Source organism: Streptomyces sp. XH2 (genome assembly GCF_049725035.1).
Taxonomy (GTDB): Bacteria; Actinomycetota; Actinomycetes; order Streptomycetales; family Streptomycetaceae; genus Streptomyces; species Streptomyces roseoverticillatus.
This window is the reverse complement of sequence record NZ_JBMMMZ010000012.1, coordinates 212,901-216,533: the sequence shown is the minus strand read 5'-3', so window position 1 is coordinate 216,533 and position 3,633 is coordinate 212,901. Positions and strand designations below refer to the sequence as shown.

Sequence of the window (3,633 nt, the reverse complement as noted above, 5' to 3'; positions counted from 1 at the left end):
GGCCGCCCCGGCCGAAGCCCCCGCCGCAACGCCGAGGCCCCCGCCGACCACAGTCGGCGGGGGCCTCGTAAGCCTCGCAAGAGGAAGGGCGGAAGAGGTCGCGTCAGAAGACCGACTCCGCCTCGTCCATCCGGCTCTCCGGCACCCTCTTCAGCTCCGTCACCGCATCCGCGATCGGCACCATCTCGATGTTCGTGCCCTTCAGCGCGGTCATCTTGCCGAAGTCACCGCGGTGCGCGGCCTCGACCGCGTGCCAGCCGAAGCGCGTGGCGAGGACGCGGTCGTACGCGGTGGGGGTGCCGCCGCGCTGGACGTGGCCGAGGATGACCGGGCGGGCCTCCTTGCCCAGGCGCCGCTCCAGCTCGCCGGCGAGCTTGGTGCCGATGCCGGCGAAGCGCTCGTGACCGAACTGGTCTATGGCGCCCTTCTTGTACTCCATCGACCCCTCGGCGGGGTGGGCGCCCTCGGCGACGCAGATGACGGCGAACTTCTTGCCGCGGGCGAAGCGCTCCTCCACCATCTTCACGAGGTCGTCGACCTCGAAGGCCCGCTCGGGCAGGCAGATGCCGTGGGCGCCGCCGGCCATGCCGGACTCCAGGGCGATCCAGCCGGCGTGGCGGCCCATGACCTCGACGACCATCACCCGCTGGTGGGACTCGGCGGTGGTCTTGAGCCGGTCGATGGCCTCCGTGGCGACGCCGACGGCGGTGTCGAAGCCGAAGGTGCGGTCCGTGGAGGAGATGTCGTTGTCGATGGTCTTGGGGACGCCGACGACGGGCAGGCCCGCGTCCGACAGCATCCGGGCCGCGGTGAGCGTGCCCTCGCCGCCGATGGGGATGAGGACGTCGATGCCGTACTCGCGGGCGAGCTCCTTGGAGCTCTCGCAGGCCTCGCGGAGGCGGGCGCGCTCCAGGCGGGAGGAGCCGAGGATGGTGCCGCCGCGGGCCAGGATGCCGCTGACCGCCTCCAGGTCGAGCTTGCGGTGCCGGCCGTCGAGCAGACCCTTGAAGCCGTCTTCGAAGCCGATGACCTCGTCGCCGTGGCCGACGACCGCGCGGTGCACCACCGAGCGGATGACAGCGTTCAGGCCGGGGCAGTCGCCGCCTGCGGTGAGAACTCCGATGCGCATCGCGTGCTGTGTCTCCTGCTCTGGGGTCCCCCCTACCGAGGGTAAGGGGATGGTACATGTGAGCCGGGCCGATTGTTTCACGGCCCGATGGGTAGCGGCGCACCCCCGGGTGGCGCCGGCCCCGACCTCCGCTCCTGCGGTGCGCTCCCGCCTGCTGACGCGCGCCTTATCCAGGGGCGCAGGTATTGTCAAGAGGTCAAGCCCACCATAACGGGTAATTTTTAAGACGTAGAACACGGCGTGGAACACGCCGGAGCACACCGAAGAACAAACCGAAGAACACGGCGATGGAGCAAGGAGAGCACGCGTGACGCGCAGCGTGTACGTGACCGGTACCGACCGGGGCGACGGCCGCCAGGTCATCGAGCTGGGAGTCATGGAGCTCCTCACCCGGCAGGTGGACCGGGTGGGCGTCTTCCGCCCGCTCGTGCACGGCGACGGGCCGGACCGCCTCTTCGACCTGCTGCGGTCCCGCTACCGGCTCGGCCAGTCCGCCGAGTCGGTGTACGGCATGAGCTACGGCGAGGCCTCCGCGCTGCAGGCCGAGCGCGGCACGGACGAGCTGGTCTCGCGCCTGGTCGAGCGCTTCCACGCGGTCGCCCGCGACTACGAGTACGTGCTGGTGCTCGGCACGGACTACGTCGGCTCGACGCTCCCCGACGAGCTCGCCCTCAACGCGCGCCTCGCCAACGAGTTCGGCGCCTCGGTGATCACGGTCGTCGGCGGCCAGGACCAGACGGCCGAGTCCGTACGGGCCGAGGCCCGCAACGCCTACCGCGCCTACGAGGCCCTGGGCTGCGACGTCGTCGCCCTGGTCGTGAACCGGGTGGCCCCGGCCGACCGCGAGGCCGTCGGCGAGCGCCTCTCGGCGAGCCTGCCCGTGCCCTGCTACACGCTTCCCGAGGAGGCCGGGCTCTCCGCGCCGACCGTGGCGCAGATCGTCCGCAAGCTGGGCGCCGAGGTCCTGCTCGGCGACGACGCGGGGCTCGCCCGCGACGCCAAGGACTTCGTCTTCGGCGGCGCCATGCTGCCGGTCTTCCTGCCCGCCCTGACCGAGGGCTGCCTGGTCGTGACCCCGGGCGACCGCGTCGACCTGATCGTCGGCGCCCTCGCCGCGCACAGCGCGGGCGCCCCGCCGATAGCCGGCGTGCTGCTGACCCTGGACGAGAAGCCGGGCCCGGACATCCTGGCCCTCGCGGACCGGCTGGCCCCGGGCACCCCGGTCGTCTCGGTGCCGGGCGGCTCCTTCCCGACCGCGGCCGAGCTGTTCGCGATCGAGGGCAAGCTGGACGCGTTCTCGCCGCGCAAGGCGGAGACGGCCCTCGGCCTGTTCGAGCGGCACGTGGACACCGCCGAGCTCACCAACCGCATCGCCGTGGCCCGCTCCAGCCGCGTCACCCCGATGATGTTCGAGCACGAGCTGATCGAGCGCTCCCGCTCGGCCCGCCGCCGCATCGTCCTGCCTGAGGGCACCGAGGAGCGCGTGCTGCGCGCCGCCGACGTGGTGCTGCGCCGCGACATCTGCGACCTCACGCTGCTCGGCGAGGAGGGCGCGATCCGCAAGCGCGCCGGCGAGCTGGGCATCGACCTGGCCGCGGCGCAGATCATCGACCCGCAGACCTCCCCGCTGCGCGAGCGCTTCGCCGAGATCTACGCCAAGGCCCGCGCCCACAAGGGCATGACCGTCGAGCTCGCGCACGACGTGGTCACCGACGTCTCCTACTTCGGCACGCTGATGGTCCAGGAGGGCCTGGCCGACGGCATGGTGTCCGGCGCGGTGCACTCCACCGCCGCCACCATCCGCCCCGCCTTCGAGATCATCAAGACGGCGCCGGGCGCCCAGATCGTCTCGTCCGTCTTCTTCATGTGCCTGGCCGACCGGGTGCTGGTCTACGGCGACTGCGCGGTCAACCCCGACCCGAACGCCGAGCAGCTCGCGGACATCGCCATCCAGTCCGCCACGACCGCCGCGCAGTTCGGCGTGGAGCCGCGGATCGCGATGCTCTCGTACTCCACCGGCACCTCCGGCTCCGGCGCGGACGTCGACAAGGTCCGCAAGGCCACCGAGATCGTCCGCGAGCGCCGCCCCGACCTGCTGGTCGAGGGCCCGATCCAGTACGACGCCGCCGTGGACGCGGCGGTCGCCAAGACCAAGCTGCCCGGCTCGGAGGTGGCCGGCAAGGCCACCGTGCTGATCTTCCCCGACCTCAACACCGGCAACAACACCTACAAGGCCGTCCAGCGCTCGGCCGGCGCCGTGGCCGTCGGCCCGGTCCTGCAGGGCCTGCGCAAGCCCGTCAACGACCTCTCCCGCGGCGCCCTGGTGCAGGACATCGTGACCACGGTCGCGATCTCCGCGATCCAGGCCCAGGGCGAGCGCCGCGGCGGAACCGCGCCGGACGCGCCCGCCGTCTGACGCCCGTGGGCCGTACGGGACCGCCGCCCGGTCCCGTACGGCCCCCCCCGCCCCCCACCCCCCACCGAGCCGGACGAGCCCCCACCAC

Annotated in this window: 2 protein-coding genes; one reads left to right on the top strand and one right to left on the bottom strand. The window is 72.4% G+C overall.

The annotated features are described in order from the left end of the window. Window positions 1-103 precede the first annotated feature (103 nt). A complete protein-coding gene (locus ACOTKD_RS24925; RefSeq protein WP_424891238.1) occupies window positions 104-1,129 on the bottom strand; it encodes an ATP-dependent 6-phosphofructokinase in 1,026 nt (341 codons plus the stop codon). 307 nt (window positions 1,130-1,436) lie between these two features. Between ACOTKD_RS24925 and pta the strand changes: the two genes are divergently transcribed. Next, window positions 1,437-3,545, top strand: a complete 2,109-nt coding sequence (gene pta / locus ACOTKD_RS24920; RefSeq protein WP_424891237.1) for a phosphate acetyltransferase — start codon at window positions 1,437-1,439, stop codon at window positions 3,543-3,545. Window positions 3,546-3,633 lie beyond the last annotated feature (88 nt).

Coding starts and splice junctions, on each gene's coding strand:
- ACOTKD_RS24925 (WP_424891238.1), bottom strand. CDS start 1,129: ATGCGCATCGGAGTTCTCACCGCAGGCGGCGACTGCCCCGGCCTGAAC.